Below are 18,401 nucleotides of genomic sequence, written 5' to 3'. Positions count from 1 at the left end.
GCCGCAGGCGGGCGGCGCGGCGGCATCGCTTAGGGTGGTCCGCGATGTATCCACGAGTCACCGCCGTCCTCGTCGCGCGCAACGGCGCGGCCTATCTGGAACGAACCCTCGCGGCTCTGCGGGCGCAGACCCGTCAGCCCGACGCGACGGTGTTCGTCGACGGAGGCTCGAAGGACACGACCGACGAGCTCCTCGCGTCCTGGGGTCCGACGCAGCTCGTGCAGGTCGCCGAGCACCTCCCCTTCGGCCAGGCCGTGGCCCGCGCGGTCCGCGTGATGCAGCCGCCGGCCGGAGAGGACGAGTGGCTGTGGCTGCTCGCGCAGGACTCCGCCCCCGAGCCCGGCGCCCTCGCGGCGCTGCTGGGAGCCGTCGAGGTCGCCCCCTCCGTCGCGGTCGCCGGCCCCAAGATCATGGACTGGACGCGCTCCGGCTACATCCGCAGCTACGGCGAGTCGATCACCAAGCACGGCACGACCGTCCACCTCGTCGAGGACGAGCTCGACCAGGGCCAGCACGACTCCACGCCCGACGTCCTGGCCGTCGCCGCCGGCGGCATGCTCGTGCGCCACTCCCTCTGGGAGGAGCTCGGCGGCTTCGACCCCGGCCTGCCGGTCGTCGACGACGCGCTCGACTTCTCGATCCGCACCCGGCTCGCCGGGCACAGGGTCAGCCGCGTGCCGGACGCCCGCGTCACCACCGCCCGCATCGGGCTGCAGCGCCCCGACGGCCGCCGCATCGACAGCGGCGAGCGGCGCCGGGCGCGCCAGCACCGCACCGCGCAGCTGCACCGCCGGCTCGCCTACGCGCCCGTCGCGCTCCTCCTCCTGCACTGGCTCTCGCTCGTCCCCCTGGCGATCGGCCGCGCGGTCGTGCGCCTGCTGCGCAAGCAGCCCGGGCTGGTCGGAGGGGAGCTGCTGGCGGCCCTCGTCGTCGCCTTCGGGGGGACGAAGGTGCTGCGGGCCCGCACCGTTCTCCGCTCGTCGAAGAACGTGGGCTGGAAGGCGATCGCGCCGCTGCGCATCCCGCTGGACGTGGTGCGGCAGCTGCGCTCGGTGCGCCACGACGCCGTGCGCGTGCAGGCCGGGCGGGACCGTCATCCGCTGCACTTCTTCCAGGGCGGGGGAGTGTGGGTCGTCCTCGTCGCCGCGCTCGCCGGCCTGGTGATCTACACGCCGCTCCTCGCTGCTCCCGCGCTCAGCGGCGGTGGTCTGCTGACGCTCTCGCCGACCGTCGGCGAGCTGTGGCGCAACGCGGCCTACGGCTGGCGCGACCTCGGCTCGGGGTTCATCGGCGCGGCGGACCCGTTCGCCTCCGTCCTCGCCGTGCTCGGCTCGCTGACCTTCTGGTCGCCCAGCTACTCGATGGTGCTGCTCTACCTCGTCGCGCTCCCCGCTGCCGCCCTCGGCGCCTGGCTGATGATCGCCCGGCTCACCCCGCGCGCGACCGCCCGCGCCGCCGGAGCCCTCGTCTACATCCTCGCTCCCGCCTTCTTCGCCGCGCAGGCCGACGGGCGCCCCGCCCCGCTGATGGTGCACGTGCTGCTGCCCTGGCTCTTCTTCGCCGGGTTCGGCGCGTACCGCTCCTGGTCCGCCTCCGCGAGCGCCTCGATCCTGGCCGCGGCTGTCGTGGCGTGCGCGCCGGTGCTGGCCGTGCCGCTCCTGGTGATCTGGCTCGTCGTCGTCGCCACCTCGGGGCGGCGGATCGGCCGCTTCCTCGGCCTGCCGATCCCCGCGGCCGTCCTGCTCTTCCCGCTGGTGGTCGCCCGCGCACCGCGGGGCGACTGGCTCGGCGTCCTCGCGGATCCGGGCGTCCCGCTGCCCTCCGCGCAGTCGGACCTCGTCGCGCTGCTCGCCGGCTTCCCGGCCGGTCTGCCCGACGGATGGCTCGCGTTCCTCGGCGGTCTGGGGATCGGCGCCTCCGCCGCCCCGCTGGTCACGGCCGTGCTCGTCGTGCCGCTGATCGTCGCGGCGCTGGCCGCCCTCCTCCTCCCGAACAACCTCTCGGCCCTCGGCGGAGTCGGCGTGGCGGCGGCGGGTCTCGTGACCGCCTCGCTCGCCCAGGGCGTGCAGGTCGCGACCACCGGCTCCGAGGCGGTCTCCGTCTGGAGCGGTACCGGTCTCAGCCTCTACTGGCTCGGCCTGGTGATCGGCGCGTCGCTCTCGCTCGCCGCCGTGCGCTCCGTGCGCGTGGTGCCGGCGCTCGTCGTCACGGCCGCGGCAGCAGCACTGGTCGGTCCGCTCGCGGTGGCCTTCCCGTCCGGCGCCGGCACGTCCGTGTCGACCACGTCGGACCGCTCGCTCCCCGCCTACGTGGCGGCCGAGGCCCGGAACGACCCGCGGGTGGGCACGATCGTGCTCGTCCCGCAGGCGGACGGCGGCGTCCTCGCCCGGCTGGAGCGCGGAGCGGGCGCGACCCTCGACCAGCAGTCGACCCTCGCGAACACCGGCGCCGAGAGCACGGACGCGATCGACGAGCTGGCGGGCAACCTCGTCTCGCGGACGGGCTACGACGTCCCCTCCGCGCTCGAGAGCCTCGGCGTGCGCTTCGTCGTGCTGACCGAGCCGGCCGGCACCCAGGTCGGCGACGCGGCCGCCGCCGTGCGCGCGCGGGCGGCCGTCTCCCTCGACGGCAACGCGGCGTTCTCGGCCGTCGGCGACACCCGCTACGGGCTCCTCTGGACGGCCGTCGACACCGAGGGGACCCGCACCGAGGCCGCTCCGTCCGGCGTGGTCGGGCCCTTCGGGATCGCCTACACGATCGCCCTCCTCCTCGTCTTCGTCGTCGCCCTCCTGCTGGCGGTGCCCACCGGGCTCTCGCTCGAGCGGGGCCGCTCCAGCGGCGCGGTCGCCGGGATCGACGACGAGCCGGGCGAGGCCACCGGCCAGTTCGACGACGGGAACGACGATGTCTGACCCCGCCGACCAGGAGAAGCAGATGCCCGAGTCCTCCGCCCGCCGCTCCCGCGCGGAGCGCCGCGCCGATCGCTCCGCGGCATCGACGCCCGATCGCGCACCCTCGGCCGCCCGTCGGCGCCGGACGGCCCTGCGCGGTGCGGTGGTCGCGGCCGGAGTCGTGATCGCCGCGGCCGCCGTGGTCGTGCCCCAGCTCCTCCCGTCCCCCCTGGTCTCGAGCGCCGCGGAGGGCGTCGTCGTGACGCCCGTCGCGGCCGACAGCTCGCTGGTCTGCGGCGGCGATCTGATCGACGCCGGAGAGCCGGAGCAGCTGCGCGCCCTCGACGGCGCGGCGACCGCGGTCCGGCCCGAGGGCTCCACCTCGGACCCCACGGTCCTCGACGAGGACGATGTCGCCGCACCGGGCACCGGCATCACCGGTCTGAGCGTGCCCGCGGGCTCCGACCCCGCTCCCGGTGGAGCCACCGTCCAGGCCATCGGCACGGACACCCTCTCCGGACTGTCCGCCCGCGCCTGCGCCGAGCCCTCGGCCGACAGCTGGCTCGTGGCCGGCTCGACCGACGTCGGGCGCACCTCCGTGCTGATCCTGGCGAACCCGAGCGAGGTCGCCTCCACCGTCGACCTCACGCTCTTCTCCGAGACCGGCACCGTCCAGGCCACCGGCGCCACGGGCATCGTCGTTCCGGCCGGAGCGGTCCGCGCGCTCCCGCTCGCGGGGCTCGCCCCCGGGGTCGTCCAGCCCGTCGTGCACGTGACCGCACGGGGCGGCGAGGTCGCCGCGAGCATGCAGAGCAGCGCCATCTCCGGGCTCACCCCGGAGGGCGTCGAGACCACCGGCCCCTCCGCCGGCCCGGACACACTCGCCGTGATCGCCGGCTTCACCGTCACGTCGCCTCCGGCCGAGACCGCGAGCGACGACGGCAGCGGCGGCGCGGGCAGCCCCGTGCTGCGCATCCTCACCCCCGGCGACGCCGACAGCACGGTCTCGGTCGAGGTCACCAACGAGGACCCGAGCGGGTCGGGCGCCTCCACCCAGGTCGTCGTCCCCGCCGGCCTCGTCGGCGAGGTCCCGCTCACGGGCCTGGCGGACGGCTCCTACCGCATCGTCCTGCGGGCCGATCAGCCGATCGTCGCGGCGGGGCGGACGACCTCGACCGGCTCGGCCGGCACGGACTTCGCCTGGTTCGCCTCCGGCACCGCGACCACGACGCCCTTCGGCGTCGCCGGCACGGGCGAGGGCGACGCGCGACTGCACCTGGTCAACGGCAGCGACTCGACCGCCTCGGTCGAGATCGAGGCCCCGGGCGGCACCCGCACGCTCGAGCTCGGCCCGTTCGCGGCTCTCGCGACCCCGCTGGACGGCGACGGCGCGGTCGTCAGCAGCACCCAGCCGGTGCAGGCCTCGGTCTCGATCGCGCGCGACGGGCGGATCGCCTCGTACACGATCGTCCCGCCGGGACCGCTCTCCTCGCCGATCACGGTCTACTCGCACTGAGACGCGGGGCGGCGGCGCCTCGGCGGTGCCGGCGCCTCAGAGCTGCCGGCGCATCAGGGGTGCCGGTAGCGGTCCGGGGAGATGTCCCACGGGTCGCGGCCGAGCAGCTCCGCGACGGCGCGGAACACGTAGCTCTCGATCAGCATGCGCTGGTGCCACTCGTCGCGGCGGTGCAGCTTCGCCAGGCGCTCGATCGGCACGCGGTAGAGCGTGATGCGGCGCGCGGCGTGGTCGACGCGCCACCGCGCGATGCCCGTGCCCTGCAGCCGGTCGGGGTCGACGTCGGGAGTCGCAGCGACGTCGACGCGGATGCCGGCGAGCTCCTCCGGCCAGGTGCCGCGGAGGTAGTCGAAGGCCGAGCCGATCGTCGCCTCGAAGAAGTCGGAGCGGGTCTGCAGCAGGGGGAGGTGCGGACCGGTGATCGGCCCTCGTGCGCCGCGGCCGTGCCGGTCGCGGGAGCCTCCGCGCGACCCGCTCGTCGGGCGAGCGGCGGAACGACGAGCACGGGGCATGGCTCCAGCCTATTGCTACTGTGGGCGGCGATGACCGGACGGCACTGCTCGCGGACGGGCTGCCGCGCGCAGGCCGTCGTCACGCTGACCTACGACTACCGCGACTCGCTGGTGGCGGTCGGGCCGCTGAGTCCTGCGCCGGATCCGCACGGCTACGACCTCTGCGCCGAGCACGACCGGCGGCTCCTCGTCCCGCGCGGCTGGGAGACCGTCCGCTACGGCGCGGGGCCCGCCTAGGCCGCTGCCGCGCGCGTCAGGGCCGCTCGGGGAAGCCGCGCGGCGTGCTCGAGAGCACGGGGGCCAGCCGCTCGAGGCGCTGGTCGGACAGGAGCAGGGCGCGCTCCTCCCGCGCCCGGCGGAGTGCGGCCACGGCGAGGAGGAAGTCCTCCGCGGGCGCGGCGGGCAGCGGGGAGACGTGGACCGCGGTCTCGTCGGCCAGCGCGGCGGCGAGCTGCGAGCGCGACGGCTCCGTCATGCCGTGGCGCTGGCGGAGGAACTGCGCCAGTCGGCGCGCCAGGGCGTCGGGGAGGCGCGCGGTGTCCGCCGTGACGGCCCAGCCCCGCAGCGGCTCCGGGATCTCGACGACCAGCGGCTCCGCGCGGGGAACCCGCTCGAGCTGGCTGTGCGTGCCCGCGAGGACGTCGCCGAGACGGCGCGATCGGCGCGAGAGGAGGCCGACGACCGCGGCGAGCCCGCCGAAGGTCATCAGGATCTCGAGGACGCCGGTGAGGCCGCGCACGAGGGCGTGCCGGAAGCCGATGGAACCGCCGTCGTCGCGGACGACGCGAGCGCCGACGGTGAGCTTCCCGAGCGAGCGGCCGCGACTGGCCGTCTCGACGGTGACCGGCACGATCACCACGGCGATGACGAGGGCCGCGATCGCCACGGCGGCCGAGGCGGCGGGGTCCAGGCCGCCGTCCCCGGAGAGGGAGGAGACCAGCAGGAACAGGCCCAGCGCGAGCAGGAGCTCCGCGATCAGGTCGATGATCGCGCCGACCGCGCGGAGCACGAACGAGGTGACGGGCACCTCGAGCGCGATCGCCTCGCCGGTGACCAGGTCGGCGTCGTCGAACTCGGTGCGCTGCTCCTCCACGGTGCTCCTCCCGGATGCTCGGCCTCGGCGGCGTGCCTGGCTATCCTGTCAGGAGATGGACATCGACGCTCTCTCGGCCGCCCGCACTGCGCAGTGGACCCGCCTCGACGAGCTCTCGCGCAGGCGCCGCCTGACCGGAGCCGAGGCGGACGAGCTGATCGAGCGCTACCAGGCGGCATCCGCGGACCTCGCCACGATCTCCTCCACCGCCGGATCGACGGCCGTCGGCACTCGGCTCGCCGTCTCGCTCTCGCGGGCTCGGGGACGCCTGACCGGCACGCGAGACGAGCCGCTCGCCGCGGTCTCCCGCTTCGTCGTCCTCTCGCTCCCGGCCGCTCTGCACCGGCTGCGCTGGCTGACGCTCGCCGTCGCCCTCGCGACCGCGGTGGTGGCGACGCTCTACGCGCTCTGGATCCTCGGCGACCCGCGCCTGCTCGCCGCGCTGGGCGACGACGAGGAGCTGCGGCGCTTCGCCCGGGGCGACTTCATCGACTACTACTCCGAGAACCCCGCCGCCTCGTTCGCCGGGCAGGTCTGGACGAACAACGCCTGGATCGCGGCGCAGTGCGTGGCCTTCGGGATCGTCGGCGTCTACGTGCCGTACATCCTGCTGCAGAACGCGCAGAACCTCGGCACGTCGATCGCGGTGATGTTCCATGTGGGGGAGGGCGACACGTTCTTCCTCTACATCGCGCCGCACGGACAGCTCGAGCTGACGGCCGTGTTCGTCGCCGCGGCCGCGGGCCTGCGGATCTTCTGGGCCTGGATCGCTCCCGGCGCGCGCACCCGCGGCCAGGCGCTCGCCGAGGACGCGCGGAGCCTGTTCACGGTGGCGATCGGCCTGGTCTTCGTGCTGCTCGTCTCGGGAGTGATCGAGGGGTTCGTCACTCCGGCACCCTGGCCCTGGTGGCTCAAGATCGGGATCGGGGCGCTCGCCCTCGGCGCGTTCCTCTTCTACATGATCGTCGTCGGCGGGCGCGCGGTGCGGGCGGGGGAGACGGGCGACCTCGACCGGTTCGAGGCCGGGTCGCGGAGCATCGCGGCCGGCTGAGCCGAGCCGGACGAGCGCGGCCGTCGGAGCGGGGCCGTCGATCAGCGCTCCCGGGACCGACGACGGCCCCTCTCGCAGGTCAGAGCCGTCCGGCCGCCTTGAGCGCGAGGTAGCGGTCCGCGAGCGCCGGCGGGAGCGCGGAGGGGCTGCCGAGCACGACGTCCCCGCCGAGACGGCGGACGGCGGCCGAGAGCCGGTCGACGTCCGCGAGCGAGCGCTCCGCGGCGGCGGCGGAGTAGACCGCGGCCCGGTCGCTCCGGTCCTCCGCCATCCGCTGCAGCTCGGGGTCGAGCGCGCAGGCGACCACGACCGTGTGCACGCGGGTGAGCTGCGGGAGCACCGCGAGGAGCCCCTCCGCCGAGCCGACCGAGTCGAGCGCGGTGAGGAGGACCACCAGCGAGCGCTGGGAGGCCAGGGTGCGCACCTGCGCGGGGACCGCCGCCCAGTCGGTCTCGATGAGCTGGGGCTGCACGGGGGCGAGGGCGTCCACGACGCGGGTCAGCACCTCCGTGCCGGTCGCGCCGTGCACGCGGGCTCGCCGGGTGCGGTCGAACGCGAGCACGTCGACCCGGTCGCCGGCCGAGGCCGCGAGGGCCGCCAGGAGGAGCGACGCCTCGATCGCCGTGTCCAGGCGCGGCTCGTCCTCGATCCGTGCGGCGGACGTGCGGCCCGTGTCGAGCACGACGATCACGCGCCGGTCGCGCTCCGGGCGCCAGGTGCGGACGACCGGCTCCCGGCGCCGCGCGGTCGCCCGCCAGTCGAGCGAGCGGACGTCGTCGCCGCGGACGTACTCGCGCAGGCTGTCGAACTCGGTCCCCTGGCCGCGGATCATCACGCTGGTCCGCCCCTCCAGCTCACGCAGCCGCGCCAGGCGCGAGGGCAGGTGGCGGCGGGAGCGGAAGGCGGGCAGCACCCGGACGACGGCCGGCGCGGCCCGCGTCGCCTGGCGGCCGGCCATCCCGAGCGGCCCGCGGGAGCGGATGGTGACGTGGAGTGCCCGGCGCTCGCCGCGGCGGATCGGCTCCAGGACCGTGGTCACCGCGCGGCGCTCGCCCGGCGGCAGACGCAGGGGCGACCGGGTCTCGAGGGCACCGGCCGAGGGCTCCCAGGCGTCGCGGAGGACCCCCGTGATCCTCCTGCGGCCGGTGCTCGTGACCAGGAGGGTCGCTTCGGCCCTCTCGCCGAGCCGCACCCGGTCCGGCACCCGCCGCTCGAGCACCACGGCCCGGGGCGAGCCCGCGACCGCGACGTCGATCCCGACGAGGACCGCCCAGGCCAGGAGCCAGAGGCCGAGCACGGCGAAGGCGACCTCGGGGCGGCCGCCCAGGAGGACGACCGGCACCAGGCCGACGAGGAGGACGAGGACGCTGCGTCCGGTGAGGTGCACGGCTCAGACCGGGACGCGGACCTGCTGCAGGATCCCGCCCAGGACGGCCTCGGTGCGGACGCCCTCGAGCTCCGCCTCCGGCTCCAGCTGGATGCGGTGGCGCAGCACGGGCAGGACCATCGCCTGCACGTGGTCGGGGGTGATCGAGCCGTAGCCGTTGAGCCAGGCCCAGGCGCGGGACGCCGCGAGCAGGGCGGTCGAGCCGCGGGGGCTGGTGCCGAGCTTGACGCTCGGGCTCTCGCGGGTGGCGCGGGCGAGGTCGACGATGTAGCCGAGGACGTCGGGACCGGCTCCGACTCGCCGGGCCGAGGCCTGGGCGGCGCGCAGACGGGCGGCGTCGAGCACGGGTCGCACGCCCGCGGCGTCAAGGTCGCGCGGGTCGAAGCCCGCGGCGTGGCGCGAGAGCACCTCCACCTCGACGTCGCGCGGCGGGATGTCGAGCACGAGCTTGAGCAGGAACCGGTCCAGCTGGGCCTCCGGGAGCACGTAGGTCCCCTCGTACTCGACCGGGTTCTGGGTGGCGGCGACGAGGAACGGGTCCGGCAGAGGCAGGGTGCGCCCGTCGACGCTGACCTGGCGCTCCTCCATCGCCTCGAGCAGCGCGGCCTGGGTCTTCGGCGGCGTGCGGTTGATCTCGTCCGCCAGCAGGAGATTCGTGAAGACCGGGCCCTCGCGGAAGGCGAAGCCGGAGGTGGAGGCGTCGTAGACGAGGGAGCCGGTGATGTCGCCGGGCATCAGGTCCGGCGTGAACTGCACCCGGCGGGTGTCGAGGCCGAGCGAGACGGACAGGGCGCGCACGAGCAGCGTCTTCGCGACTCCGGGGACGCCCTCGAGCAGGACGTGGCCGCCCGCGAGGAGGGCGATCAGGAGCCCGGAGACGGCGCCGTCCTGGCCGACGACCGCGCGGCCGACCTCCGAGCGGACCCGGTCGAGCTCGGCGCGCAGGTCGTCGTCGGAGACCGGCGCTCCGTCGCGGGCGGAGGGGGTGGTGTCGCTCATCGGGAGGGGCCTTCCGGTCGTCGGGCGGTCGTCGGGGAGAGGGCGGCGCGGAGCGCGCTCTCGAAGCGGAGGAGCTCGTCGGAGGCGGCCACGAGGGCGGCGTCGTCGCCCGGCAGGTCGTCGACGAGCAGCCGGCGCAGCGCGGCCTGATCGCGGCCGAGGCGCTCGGCGGCGACGGCGACGATCTCGTCGACCCCGGTCGCCGGAGCGAGTCCCAGAAGCGCGGCCGTCCGCCGGAGGGTGCCGATGCGCAGTGCGTCGAGGGCGCGGGGCCGCAGGGCTCCGCGCGCGTAGAGCCGCGCGCGGCCGCGGGCCGTCTCGCTCGCATGCACGACGACCGGCAGCGGCTCGACCGCGAGCGGGCCGAGCCGGCGGCCGCGCCAGACGGCGGAGGCGACGAACACGGCCACCAGCAGCAGGAGAGCCGGAGTCACCCAGCCGGGGGCGAGGTCGGCGGGTGCAGGGGCGGTGCTCGCCGAGTCGGCGGCTCCGGCGCGGTACCAGACCAGCCGGTCCTCACCGCCGAGCAGTCCGAGTGCGAGAGCGGCGCGGCCGTCCTGGCCGATGGTGCCGTTGCGGAGGAGGTCGGCGTCGCCGATCGCGGTGACGTCGGCGCCCTGCGGGAACCCGGTGCTCACGAGCAGGAAGCCGTCGTCGCCCGAGGGGAAGCAGCCGACCGCGTCGCCGTCGTCGAGGATCCGGTACGTGCTCCCTCCGGCGGGGAGCGTCCCGGCGCGCTCGGCCGCCGGGAGCGGGCACTCGGCGCGGAAGGGGCCGTCGCCGGCCGGGGAGCCGGCGAAGCGGACGTCCGGCAGCAGGGCGTCGAGCGCGGCTCCTCCCGGGGTCACCAGGACGAGCGATGCCGAGGCGCGGGCGAGCCGGCGGTACTGGGCCTCGTCGAGGGCCACGTCCGGGTCGTCGACGAGCAGTGTCGCGTCCGGGGAGGAGGCGGCGAGAGCGGAGTCCAGGTCGTCGGCGCGGACGACCTCGACGCCCTGATCGCGCAGCACCTGGGCGAGCGCGCGGGCGCCGTCCGGGGTCGCGCTGTCGACGTCGAGGTCCGGGGCGACCACCCGGGTCCCGGTCGCGACGGTGAGCAGCAGAGTGCCGACCGCGACGATCACGAGCAGGAGCACCCACACCCGTCCGCGGCGCAGCAGCGCGCCGAGGGTCGGGCTGGAGACCGTGTCGGCGCTCACCGGGGCGCCGCCAGGGCGTCCAGGACCGGCGAGGCCGCGGCGAGCTCGCGGTCCAGAGCCGCGACCCGCTCGTACTCGGCCGGGCCGCAGGGCTGCCCGAGGTAGCGCACGCGGTCGAAGTCGTCTGCCGTGCGGCGCAGCGCGGCGGCGGAGGAGGGGAAGGCCGCAGAGGCGCGCGACGCCAGGCCGAGCGCGGTCGTGCCGGGCGAGACCCGCAGGACGGTCCGCTCGTCGAGGGAGCGCACCAGGGCGCGGAAGCGCTCGACGAGCGCCTCGTCCCAGTCCCCGCGGGCGGCCGCGGCCTCGGCGAGCGAGCGGAGGATCGCGGCCGAGCGGGTGTCGTCGTCGGCGAGCACCGCTCCCGTGACGGTGCTGCGGCGACCGGCGCGGGGCCGTCCCGCGATGACGAGCGCGGCGACCACGAGCGCCACCAGCACCAGCACGCCGATCACGGCGGCGATCGGCACCGGCGGGCCGTCGCCCTGCAGCGTGAGGGAGGCGAACCAGTCGCGCACCGCCTGCACCACCCGGTCGAAGAGGGTCGGCTCGGCCGCCCGGTAGCGCGGGTCGGCGAGCTCCTCGAGGAGGAGTCGGCGCGCCTGCTCCGCGTCGGGCTCGAGAGGGGCCGCGGCGAGGATCACGGGCGCTCCGGCACGGGGAAGGGATCGGGGGAGGGGCGGCCCGCCGCGCGCTCCTCGACGTGGCGCATCAGCACCAGGTCGAAGCCCTCGCGGCGCATCCGTCGGTCGAGGTAGACGAGGCCCGTCACGGCCGACTGGAGCACGGTGCCGACGGCGCCGATCACGAAGCCCACGGCGACGGAGGCGATCGTCACCACGAGCGAGGTGACGAGCTGCGCGTCCGGGTCGGTCGGGGCGATCAGGGCGCCGGCGATCGGGATGAGCAGGCTGAACGGCGTGGCCACGATCTGGCCGGCGACCTGGATGATCACGGTCATCAGCGCGAGCGCGCCGAAGGTGCGCCAGAAGCCGCCCGCCACCAGCCGCCAGGAGCGCGCCACCGCACGGCGCAGCGGCAGCCGCTCGACGACGATCAGGCTCGGAACCAGGGCGAGCTTCGTCGACAGCCAGACCCCCAGCGCGAGGGCGACCAGGCCGGAGCCGACGAGCACCAGGATCCCGCCGACGATCGCGCTCGACGTCCCGTCCATCGCTCCGATGACGAACAGCGGCACGGCGAGCGCCACGGCGAGGAGCACCAGGAGGAGGTAGCCGACGCCCTGCAGGACCGTCCAGCCGATCAGCGCCCAGAAGCGGCCCCGCAGCCGGGCGAGCAGCTGTCGGAAGGTCGCCCGCTCGCCGAGGACGCCGCGGGTGACCTCGAGCACGACCACGCCCTGCACGAGAGCGCCGCTGGCGAGCGAGACGGCGAGGGGGATGAGGGCGGCCAGGACCACGACCGCGAGGGAGCCCGCGCCGACGGCGTCGCGGTCGGCGGACTCCGCCTGCGCGATGCGCCCGACGGCGAGCACCGCGATCAAGCCGTAGACCGCCAGGGCGAGCACCGACCCGAGGCCCTGCACCAGCAGGGCGACGCCCAGGGTCGTGCGGGGGCTGCGGCGGAGGACCTGGAACGGGGCGCCGAGCAGGGTGCCGAAGCCGAGCGGGCGCAGCGGCACGAGACCGGGCTTGGGCGGGGGAGTCCAGCCGGGCGCTGGGCGTCCGGGCGACCAGGGGCCGGCGCCGGCGGGCGACCAGGAGCCCCCGGCGGGAGCGGGTGGTACGGGGCCTGCGCTCGGCGGCGCGGGCGACCAGGCCGGGGCGACGGGAGCGGGCAGCGGCCTGCGCCGGTCGCCGTCCTGCGCCGGGACGGCCGCGTCGTCCGGACGCCCTGCGGGCGGGGGCCACTGAGCTGCGTCGGTCATCCCCTCCATGCTGTCACAGGCGTGCGGGCGGGGTCCTCCCCCGAGCGGACCCCCTTAGCCCGCAGAGCCCGCTCCCCGCCCGCGGAGAGGTGCGTCGGTTAGCCTGGGTCGGGTCACCGTGCGCGCCGTGGGCGGGCGCGACCCGAGACGAGGAAGAGCAGACCGATGAGCGCGCGCATTCTGGTGGTCGACGACGACGCCGCCCTGGCCGAGATGATCGGCATCGTCCTGCGCGCCGACGGGTACGACGTCTCCTTCTGCGCGGACGGCTCAGGCGCCCTCGAGGCCTTCCGGCGGGCCCGGCCGGACCTGGTCCTGCTCGACCTGATGCTGCCCGGGATCGACGGGATCGAGGTGTGCCGCGCGATCCGCGCCGAGTCCGGCGTCCCCGTCATCATGCTGACGGCCAAGTCCGACACCTCCGACGTCGTGCAGGGCCTCGAGTCCGGCGCCGACGACTACATGGTCAAGCCGTTCGACCCCAAGGAGCTCGTCGCGCGGATCAGGACGCGCCTGCGTCCCGCCACCGCCGCCGCGAACGCGGTGCTGCAGGTCGGGGACCTGAGCCTCGACGTCGCCGGCCACGAGGTCCGCCGCGGCGAGACGCGCATCGGCCTGACCCCGCTCGAGTTCGACCTCCTCCTCGCCCTCGCCTCCAAGCCCCAGCAGGTCTTCACCCGCGAGATGCTGCTCGAGCAGGTCTGGGGCTACCACTACAAGGCCGACACCCGCCTCGTGAACGTGCACGTCCAGCGCCTGCGCGCCAAGGTCGAGAAGGACCCGGACGACCCCCGCATCGTGATGACCGTGCGCGGCGTCGGCTACCGCGCCGGCGCCGTCCTCCCGGGCTGACCGTGCCCCGCCTCGCCGCTCCCGACGTGCGCCGGTGGCCCCGCCGCGTGCTCGGGGTGTGGCGCACGTCGCTGCAGTTCCGCGCGGTCGCGATCACGGTCCTGCTCAGCGGCATCGCCATCGGCTCGACCGGCGTCTACCTCTCGTACAGCATCAGCGACAACCTGTTCCAGTCGCGGCTGACGCAGGTCACGGGCGACACGTCGCGCGCGACCCGGGCCGCGCAGGGATACCTCGACGCCGCCACCGTCTCCACCCGCCAGGACATGGAGGAGGTGATGAGCTCGGTGCGCACCGCCGTCCGGGACGCCTCCTCCTCCGCGCTGATCGCCGTCGTGCGCTCGCCCGACCAGGAGGCGTCCTCGCTGGCGCCTCAGGACATCTACAACCGCGAGCTGCAGAACGGCGTGATCAGCGACGCGCTGCGCGAGCGGGTGCAGGCGGGCTCCGACGGGCAGTACTGGCAGTCGGTGACGCTCGACGCCTCCGGTCAGCAGCAGCCCGGCATCCTCGTCGGCTCGACCCTCGAGCTGCCGAGCTCGGCCGGGCGCTACGAGCTGTACATCGGCTACTCCCTCGCGGACGCGGAGCGCACGCTCCAGTTCGTGCAGCAGGTGCTCAACGTGGCGGGGATCCTGCTCATCCTGCTGATCGGAGCGGTCAGCTGGGTCGTCGTGCGGATCGTCGTCGCCCCGGTCCGGGTCGCGGCCGAGACGAGCCAGCGCCTCGCCGCCGGCGACTTCGACGTGCGGATCCCCGAGCGGGGCCAGGACGTGATCGCGACCCTCGCCCGGTCGTTCAACGGCATGGCCGACAGCCTGCAGGACCGGATCAGCGAGCTCGCGACGCTCAGCCAGGTCCAGCAGCGCTTCGTCTCGGACGTCTCGCACGAGCTCCGGACGCCGCTGACGACGATGAAGCTGGCCGGGGACGTGCTGTACGACCAGCGCGAGGACTTCGCCCCGGTCGCCGAGCGCACGGTCGAGCTGCTGCACAGCCAGATCGACCGCTTCGAGAGCCTCCTCGCCGACCTGCTCGAGATCTCCCGCCACGACGCGGGATCGGCCGAGCTCGAGCTCGAGCCGGTCAACCTGGTGAAGCTGGCCGGCGACGAGATCGAGGCGATGCGCGGGATCGCGGAGGCGAACGGCTCCCGGCTCACTCTCTCCGCCCCGGGCGGCTACTTCGACGCCGACCTCGATCCGCGCCGCATCCGCCGGATCGTCCGCAACCTGCTGGGCAACGCGATCGAGCACGGCGACGGCCGCGAGGTCGTCGTCACTGTCGACAGCAACGCCAGCGCGGTCGCCCTCGCGGTGCGCGACTACGGGCACGGCATGAGCAGCGAGGAGGTGGTGCGCGTCTTCGACCGCTTCTGGCGCGCCGACCCGTCCCGCCGCCGCACGCTCGGCGGCACCGGCCTCGGCCTCTCCATCGCGCAGGAGGACACCGCCCTGCACCACGGCTGGCTGCAGGTCTGGTCAGTGCCCGATCGCGGCGCCTGCTTCCGCCTGACCGTGCCCCGCCACCGCGGCGAGCGGATCGAGGCCTCGCCGCTCCCGCTGCCCCCGGTCGACGCGGGCGAGCAGGCCTACAGCGGCCCGATCGTCCTCCCGCCGCTGCAGGCTCCTCCGGTCGGGGCCGCGGGGGTGCTCCCGTGAGGCGCGGCGTCCTCCGCGCCGTCGCGGCCGCCGCGCTGCTCGCGCTCGGGCTGGCCGGGTGCGCCGGCATCCCGCGGGACGGCGACGTCGGAGTCGGACGGCCCGACACCGCGCCGCAGGACCTCCAGTACGACTTCCTCCCGTCGGGACCCGCCGTCGGTGCGTCGCAGCGCGACATCCTGACCGGCTTCATCGACGCCGCGTCGAGCCCGCAGAACAACTACAAGATCGCCCGCGAGTTCCTCTCCACCGGAGCCGACTGGACGCCGGGCGAGCACGTGACGGTCGACGAGGGCCAGCGCTCCGCCTCGCCGCAGTCGGGATCCACGCTCTCGCTGACGATCACGCCCGTCGCCGAGGTCGACGCGACGGGCGTCTACACCGACGTCGCCACCACGGCCGGCCTGACCCTCGACTACGGCTTCGTCCAGGAGAACGGCGAGTGGCGCATCAGCGCGCCGCCGAGCGGCGTGGTGATCGACCGCACCACCTTCGAGCAGGTCTTCTCGACGCACGCGCTCTACTTCTTCGACCCCGGATACCAGTACCTCGTGCCGGACCTGCGCTGGTTCGCCTCGCGCGCCGACAGCTCCACCAGCACCACGATCGTCACCGAGCTGCTGCGCGGCCCCACGCCGTGGCTGCGGGACTCCGCCGCCGTCGTGTCGGCCTTCCCGACCGGGACGACGCTGGCGGCCGAGACCGTCCCGGTCGAGTCGCAGCGCGCCGTGGTCGACCTGAACCCGGCCGCTCTCGAGGCCGATCCGGCGCAGTGGCGGCTGATGGCGCTGCAGCTGAACCGGAGCCTCGCGAACGTCTCGAACGTCACCGGAGTCGCGCTCTCCGTCGAGCAGAACCCGATCGACGTCCCCTCCGAGGTCACCGGGCTGCCGACCTCGCCCCGCGTCGACACCCGGCCGCTCGTGCTGACCGACGACGCTTTCGGATTCCTCGGCTCCTCCGGGCTGGCCGGCCTCGGGATCTCGGATCGGATCGAGGCGCTGCAGCCGCGGGCCGCGGTCCTCGGCGAGCAGCGCGGGGCCGACTCGGACGCATCGGCCGCCGTGCTCACCGCCGCGGGCGTGAGCCTCGTGGAGCCCAACGGTGCCGACGTCCTCCTCGACGCGCGGTCGGGCCTCGTCGCGCCGTCCATCGATCCGCTCGGGTACGTCTGGTCGGTGCCGTCGGCCTCGCCCGGGCAGCTGGTGGCGTACTCCGCGGACGGCTCGCGCTCGATGCAGGTCGCGACGGCCTGGAGCGAGGTCGAGTCGCTCGCCTCGATCGCCGTGTCGCGCGACGGCACCCGGATGCTGGCGCTCGCCCAGGACGGGCAGCAGGCCACGGTGCTGGTGGCCGGCATCACCCGCTCCCGGGACGGCGACCCGGTGGCGGTCGGCGAGCCGGTCGTCCTCCGCTCGACCCTGGGGACCGCGGTCGCCGCGGCCTGGACGGACGAGCTCGACGTGGTGTCGGTCGTGCGCGGCTCGACGGGGGAGGACGCCGTCACGATGAACCTGCTCGGCGGAGGCGCCACGGCGCTCGGCACGACGACGGGCACGGTCCAGATCGCCGCGGGCAACACCTCGACCCAGATCCGCATCCTCGCCGAGGGCGGGGAGCTCCGGCAGCAGCGGGGCTCGGCCTGGCAGACGACCGCGACGGACATCCGGCTGCTCGCGGCGCAGACCGGCATGGGGTCCTGACCGGTCCTGTCGGCGGCGACGAGCCCTTCCGACGGCGGCGCGCTCCGGATGCTCCTCCCCAGGCGCGTCGGGCAGGCGGATCGTCCCGATCCGACGGATCCACCCCCCGCGCCGCGGCCCGGACGGCGAACGTGGAGGCATGCTCTCCGATCACCTGCTCGACGCCCTCGCCGTCCTCCTCCCGCTGGAGTGCCCCGCCTGCGGAGAGCCGACGAGCCGGGCGCCCTGTCCGGACTGCTCGGCCGACGCGGCCGCCTCGGCCTGCCTGCTGACCCGCGTCGTCGGGCCGCCGGACGATCCGCTCCTCGTCGTCACCGGTGCCCCGTACGAGGGCACGGTGCGCCGCCTCGTCGTCGCGCTGAAGGAGGAGGGCCGCACGGCCTGCCTCGCCCCGCTCGGCGCGCTGTTGCGTCCGGCCCTCGGCGCGGCGCTCGCCGGCAGCCCCGCGATCCTGGTCGTCCCGCCCGGCTCCTGGCTCGGCCGCGTGCGGCGGGGCGCCGATCCCGTCGCGCAGCTGGTCGCCGCGGCGGGAGGGCGGGCGGCGCGTCCTCTCCGGCGGTCGCGGATGGTCCGCGACCAGGTCGGGCTCGGCCGCATCGAGCGGCGCGGCAACCTCGACGGGGCGTTCCGCGCCCGCCGTCCGCTCTCGTCGTGGCCGCCGGTGGTCCTCGTCGACGACGTGGTCACCTCCGGCGCGACCCTGCTCGAGCTCCGGCGCGCCGTGCGTGCGGCCGGCGGGACGGTCCGGGCCGCGGCGGCCCTGGCCGGCACCGCGCAACGAAGAGGGAACGTAGCAGCAGAATCCGGACGAACTCCCGGTGACGATCCGGTGGCCGGGGTCTACGGTGGGGGCACGGCGTGAACGGTCCGCCCCGGAGAAAGGCGGCACGCCGTACTCGACTGGGAGGTTGTCATGGACATCGACATCACAGGACGCAACATCGACATCACCGATCGCTTCCGCGCGTACGCGACGGAGAAGTCGGACAAGGTGGCGCACCTCGCCGATCGTGCTCTCGCACTCGAGATCAAGGCGAGCAGGCACGCCGAGGGCAAGGGCTCGGCCGGCGGCGACCGCGTGGAGCTGACGCTGATCGGCAAGGGGCCCGTGGTCCGGGCCGAGGCGAGCGGAGCCGACAAGTACGCGGCGTTCGACGTCGCCATCGGCCGGCTGCTCGAACGGGTGAGACGCGCCAAGGACCGGAAGAAGGTCCATCGGGGCCAGCATCGGCCGACCTCGCTCCGCGACGCGGCCGCCGACGACTTCAGCGTCGTCGCCATCCAGCCTGCCGACGCGGCGGTGCTGGAGCAGCTGAGCACGGGCGTCATCCCCGTGCAGGAGGCGCCGGAGCCGGTGGAGGACGAGGTCGAGGAGCCGTACTGCCCCGTCGTCATCCGCAAGAAGGTCTTCGCCTCCGTCTCGATGACCGTCGACGACGCCGTTGACTACATGGAGCTGGTCGGACACGACTTCTACCTCTTCATCGACTCCGACACGAACCGCCCGAGCGTGGTCTACCGCCGCAAGGGCTGGGACTACGGCGTGATCGGCCTCGGCGACGAGGCCGACGAGCTCGCCGAGCAGGCCGCCGGCTGAGATCCGACCCCGGGCCCCGGAGCATCCGCTCCGGGGCCCTCCCCGTGCCCAGGCA

At 75.2% G+C, this 18,401-nt stretch carries 16 protein-coding genes; 9 read left to right on the top strand and 7 right to left on the bottom strand.

Going from position 1 to position 18,401, the window contains the following annotated elements; translation table 11 throughout:
• Window positions 1–44: 44 nt before the first annotated feature.
• A complete protein-coding gene (locus C5C37_RS08000; RefSeq protein WP_104260491.1) occupies window positions 45–2,912 on the top strand; it encodes a glycosyltransferase family 2 protein in 2,868 nt (955 codons plus the stop codon).
• The gene (locus tag C5C37_RS07995) at window positions 2,905–4,407 is read left to right on the top strand and encodes a DUF5719 family protein (RefSeq protein WP_146085202.1); all 1,503 of its coding nucleotides are present in this window, start codon (window positions 2,905–2,907) and stop codon (window positions 4,405–4,407) included. Before C5C37_RS08000 ends, C5C37_RS07995 begins: the two co-directional genes overlap by 8 nt.
• A 53-nt stretch (window positions 4,408–4,460) precedes the next feature.
• On the opposite strand, the gene C5C37_RS07990 is transcribed toward C5C37_RS07995, so the two are convergent.
• Complete coding sequence (locus tag C5C37_RS07990) at window positions 4,461–4,919, bottom strand: metallopeptidase family protein (protein ID WP_104224142.1); 459 nt, start codon at window positions 4,917–4,919, stop codon at window positions 4,461–4,463.
• Window positions 4,920–4,949: 30 nt separating this feature from the next.
• Here C5C37_RS07990 and C5C37_RS07985 point away from each other — a divergent pair, with 30 nt between their 5' ends.
• Window positions 4,950–5,156, top strand: a complete 207-nt coding sequence (locus tag C5C37_RS07985; protein WP_104224141.1) for a DUF3499 family protein — start codon at window positions 4,950–4,952, stop codon at window positions 5,154–5,156.
• A gap of 16 nt (window positions 5,157–5,172) precedes the next feature.
• On the opposite strand, the gene C5C37_RS07980 is transcribed toward C5C37_RS07985, so the two are convergent.
• Window positions 5,173–6,012 (bottom strand): RDD family protein, encoded by an 840-nt coding sequence (locus C5C37_RS07980; RefSeq protein ID WP_104224140.1) that lies wholly within the window; start codon window positions 6,010–6,012, stop codon window positions 5,173–5,175.
• A 55-nt stretch (window positions 6,013–6,067) separates the two neighbouring features.
• On the opposite strand from C5C37_RS07980, the gene C5C37_RS07975 reads away from it, so the two are divergent.
• Window positions 6,068–7,063, top strand: coding sequence for a stage II sporulation protein M (locus tag C5C37_RS07975; protein ID WP_104224139.1), 996 nt, complete (start codon window positions 6,068–6,070; stop codon window positions 7,061–7,063).
• Window positions 7,064–7,142: 79 nt separating this feature from the next.
• Here the strand turns inward: C5C37_RS07975 and C5C37_RS07970 are convergent, their stop codons facing one another.
• The 5 genes from C5C37_RS07970 to C5C37_RS07950 are packed head-to-tail and all read right to left on the bottom strand — an operon-like array spanning window position 7,143 to window position 12,533.
• The gene (locus tag C5C37_RS07970; protein ID WP_104246665.1) at window positions 7,143–8,450 is read right to left on the bottom strand and encodes a DUF58 domain-containing protein; all 1,308 of its coding nucleotides are present in this window, start codon (window positions 8,448–8,450) and stop codon (window positions 7,143–7,145) included.
• A 3-nt stretch (window positions 8,451–8,453) separates the two neighbouring features.
• Entirely contained in the window at window positions 8,454–9,449 is a 996-nt protein-coding gene (locus C5C37_RS07965) for a MoxR family ATPase (RefSeq protein WP_104224137.1), read from the bottom strand.
• Window positions 9,446–10,648, bottom strand: coding sequence for a DUF4350 domain-containing protein (locus C5C37_RS07960; protein ID WP_104297199.1), 1,203 nt, complete (start codon window positions 10,646–10,648; stop codon window positions 9,446–9,448). The genes C5C37_RS07965 and C5C37_RS07960 overlap by 4 nt, the downstream gene beginning before the upstream one ends.
• A complete protein-coding gene (locus C5C37_RS07955; RefSeq protein ID WP_104232800.1) occupies window positions 10,645–11,289 on the bottom strand; it encodes a DUF4129 domain-containing protein in 645 nt (214 codons plus the stop codon). The genes C5C37_RS07960 and C5C37_RS07955 overlap by 4 nt, the downstream gene beginning before the upstream one ends.
• Window positions 11,286–12,533, bottom strand: coding sequence for a hypothetical protein (locus tag C5C37_RS07950; RefSeq protein WP_146082323.1), 1,248 nt, complete (start codon window positions 12,531–12,533; stop codon window positions 11,286–11,288). The genes C5C37_RS07955 and C5C37_RS07950 overlap by 4 nt, the downstream gene beginning before the upstream one ends.
• Window positions 12,534–12,698: 165 nt before the next feature.
• Between C5C37_RS07950 and mtrA the strand changes: the two genes are divergently transcribed.
• From mtrA to hpf, 5 genes are all read left to right on the top strand, one after another.
• Window positions 12,699–13,385, top strand: a complete 687-nt coding sequence (gene mtrA / locus C5C37_RS07945) for an MtrAB system response regulator MtrA (protein ID WP_104224133.1) — start codon at window positions 12,699–12,701, stop codon at window positions 13,383–13,385.
• Window positions 13,386–13,387: 2 nt separating this feature from the next.
• On the top strand, window positions 13,388–15,046 hold the full coding sequence (gene mtrB, locus C5C37_RS07940) for an MtrAB system histidine kinase MtrB (RefSeq protein ID WP_244229464.1): 1,659 nt from the start codon (window positions 13,388–13,390) through the stop codon (window positions 15,044–15,046).
• Entirely contained in the window at window positions 15,043–16,749 is a 1,707-nt protein-coding gene (locus tag C5C37_RS17460) for an LpqB family beta-propeller domain-containing protein (protein ID WP_181127388.1), read from the top strand. Before mtrB ends, C5C37_RS17460 begins: the two co-directional genes overlap by 4 nt.
• Window positions 16,750–16,888: 139 nt before the next feature.
• Window positions 16,889–17,611, top strand: a complete 723-nt coding sequence (locus tag C5C37_RS07930) for a ComF family protein (protein ID WP_104260487.1) — start codon at window positions 16,889–16,891, stop codon at window positions 17,609–17,611.
• Window positions 17,612–17,662: 51 nt separating this feature from the next.
• Window positions 17,663–18,346, top strand: a complete 684-nt coding sequence (hpf, locus tag C5C37_RS07925; RefSeq protein ID WP_104224131.1) for a ribosome hibernation-promoting factor, HPF/YfiA family — start codon at window positions 17,663–17,665, stop codon at window positions 18,344–18,346.
• Window positions 18,347–18,401 lie beyond the last annotated feature (55 nt).

This window comes from Rathayibacter sp. AY1F9, from assembly GCF_002932155.1.
Taxonomy (GTDB): domain Bacteria; phylum Actinomycetota; class Actinomycetes; order Actinomycetales; family Microbacteriaceae; genus Rathayibacter.
This window is presented reverse-complemented; position numbering and strand designations above follow the sequence as displayed.

Coding starts and splice junctions, on each gene's coding strand:
- C5C37_RS08000 (WP_104260491.1), top strand. CDS start 45: ATGTATCCACGAGTCACCGCCGTCCTCGTCGCGCGCAACGGCGCGGCC.
- C5C37_RS07965 (WP_104224137.1), bottom strand. CDS start 9,449: ATGAGCGACACCACCCCCTCCGCCCGCGACGGAGCGCCGGTCTCCGAC.
- C5C37_RS07975 (WP_104224139.1), top strand. CDS start 6,068: ATGGACATCGACGCTCTCTCGGCCGCCCGCACTGCGCAGTGGACCCGC.
- C5C37_RS07950 (WP_146082323.1), bottom strand. CDS start 12,533: ATGACCGACGCAGCTCAGTGGCCCCCGCCCGCAGGGCGTCCGGACGAC.
- mtrA (WP_104224133.1), top strand. CDS start 12,699: ATGAGCGCGCGCATTCTGGTGGTCGACGACGACGCCGCCCTGGCCGAG.
- C5C37_RS07985 (WP_104224141.1), top strand. CDS start 4,950: ATGACCGGACGGCACTGCTCGCGGACGGGCTGCCGCGCGCAGGCCGTC.
- C5C37_RS07990 (WP_104224142.1), bottom strand. CDS start 4,919: ATGCCCCGTGCTCGTCGTTCCGCCGCTCGCCCGACGAGCGGGTCGCGC.
- C5C37_RS07930 (WP_104260487.1), top strand. CDS start 16,889: ATGCTCTCCGATCACCTGCTCGACGCCCTCGCCGTCCTCCTCCCGCTG.
- C5C37_RS07995 (WP_146085202.1), top strand. CDS start 2,905: ATGTCTGACCCCGCCGACCAGGAGAAGCAGATGCCCGAGTCCTCCGCC.
- hpf (WP_104224131.1), top strand. CDS start 17,663: ATGGACATCGACATCACAGGACGCAACATCGACATCACCGATCGCTTC.